1 protein-coding gene is annotated in these 1,958 nt (G+C 53.8%); it reads left to right on the top strand.

Going from position 1 to position 1,958, the window contains the following annotated elements; genetic code table 11:
• The coding region (locus tag GPK94_RS07325; RefSeq protein ID WP_252192543.1) for an SNF2-related protein at positions 1–1,958 on the top strand (1,958 nt) is incomplete at both ends.

The raw sequence follows: 1,958 nt of genomic DNA, 5'->3' as shown, positions 1-1,958 counted from the left end.
GAGCGCAAGGCGGATATGTTCACCAAACGGACCATCAAGCCCCATCAGGCAGTGGCTACTGTGGATACGGCAAGCGAAGCACTGGCGGTGTCCATCTCGGAAAAAGCCTGCGTAGATATGGGCTATATGAGCCAGCTTACCGGAAAAACAAAAGAAGAACTGGCGGGAGAACTGCAAAGTGTGATCTTCCGTGTGCCGGGACAGCTGGAACAGGACGGCACACCCCATTATGTGACTGCTGATGAATACCTTTCCGGCAATGTACGCCGCAAACTGCGTCAGGCTCAGCGGGCGGCACAGCAGGACCCTTCTTTTGCAGTCAATGTGGAAGCTCTTACCGCCGCCCAGCCCAAAGACCTGGATGCGTCGGAGATCGAGGTGCGTCTGGGCGCTACCTGGATTGACAAGGAATATATCCAGCAGTTTATGTATGAGACCTTTAATACCCCGTTTTATCTCCAACGCAGTATCGAGGTCAACTATTCGTCCTTTACCGCTGAATGGCAGATCAAGGGAAAATCTTCTGTATCCTACAACGATGTGGCAGCTTATACCACCTATGGGACCAGCCGCGCCAACGCCTACAAGATTCTGGAGGATTCCTTAAACCTGCGGGATGTCCGCATCTATGACACCATAGAGGACGCAGACGGAAAAGAGCGCCGCGTGCTGAATGCCAAGGAGACCACCCTGGCGGCTCAAAAACAGCAGGCGATCCGGGAAGCCTTTAGGGACTGGATCTGGAGAGACCCGGAGCGCCGCCAGACTTTGGTGAGCCAGTACAACGAGGAAATGAACTCTACCCGTCCCCGTGAATATGATGGCAGTCACATCACTTTTGGAGGCATGAACCCGGCCATTACCCTGCGGGAACACCAGAAAAGCGCCATTGCCCATGTGCTGTATGGAGGAAATACCCTGTTGGCACATGAAGTAGGCGCAGGCAAAACTTTTGAAATGGTAGCTGCTTCGATGGAAGCCAAACGCCTGGGACTGTGCCAGAAATCTCTCTTTGTGGTTCCAAACCATCTGACAGAGCAGTGGGCGTCGGAGTTTCTGCGTCTCTATCCTTCTGCCAACATCTTAGTCACCACCAAAAAGGACTTTGAGACCCATAACCGCAAGAAGTTCTGCGCCCGTATTGCGACCGGTGACTACGACGCCATCATCATGGGACACAGCCAGTTTGAGCGTATCCCCATCAGCCGGGAGCGTCAGGAACGGCTTCTCTATGAGCAGATCGACGAGATCACCGAGGGCATCGCAGAGGTGCAGGCCAGCGGCGGCGAGCGTTTTACCGTCAAGCAGCTGGAGCGTACCAGAAAGTCTCTGGAAGCCAGACTGGAAAAGCTGCAAGCCGAGGGGCGAAAAGACGATGTGGTAACTTTTGAGCAGCTGGGGGTGGACCGTTTATTTGTGGACGAGGCCCACAACTACAAAAACCTGTTTTTATACACAAAAATGCGAAATGTGGCTGGTCTTTCCACATCGGACGCGCAGAAATCCTCCGATATGTTTGCCAAGTGCCGCTATATGGACGAGATCACCGGAAATCGTGGTGTGATCTTTGCCACCGGCACCCCGGTCAGCAACTCCATGACCGAGCTTTACACCATGCAGCGTTATCTTCAGTATGAACGCCTGCAAGAGCTGAACATGACCCACTTCGACTGTTGGGCTTCCCGATTTGGGGAGACCGTCACAGCATTGGAGCTGGCACCGGAAGGCACCGGCTACCGGGCAAGAACGAGATTCAGCAAGTTCTTTAACCTGCCGGAGCTGATGAACCTGTTCAAAGAAGTGGCTGACATTAAGACTGCCGACCAGCTGAATCTGCCTACCCCGGAAGTGGAATACCACAACATCGTGGCGCAGCCTACCGAACATCAGCAGGAAATGGTCAAAGCTCTTTCGGAGCGTGCATCGCTGGTACACAGCGGAACTGTTGACCCGTCCCA

Origin of the sequence: Pseudoflavonifractor sp. MCC625, from assembly GCF_018784545.1 — a bacterium.
Taxonomy (GTDB): Bacteria; Bacillota; Clostridia; order Oscillospirales; family Oscillospiraceae; genus Pseudoflavonifractor_A; species Pseudoflavonifractor_A gallinarum.
The sequence above is the reverse complement of the archived record's forward strand: the minus strand, read 5'-3'. Positions and strand labels throughout refer to the sequence as shown.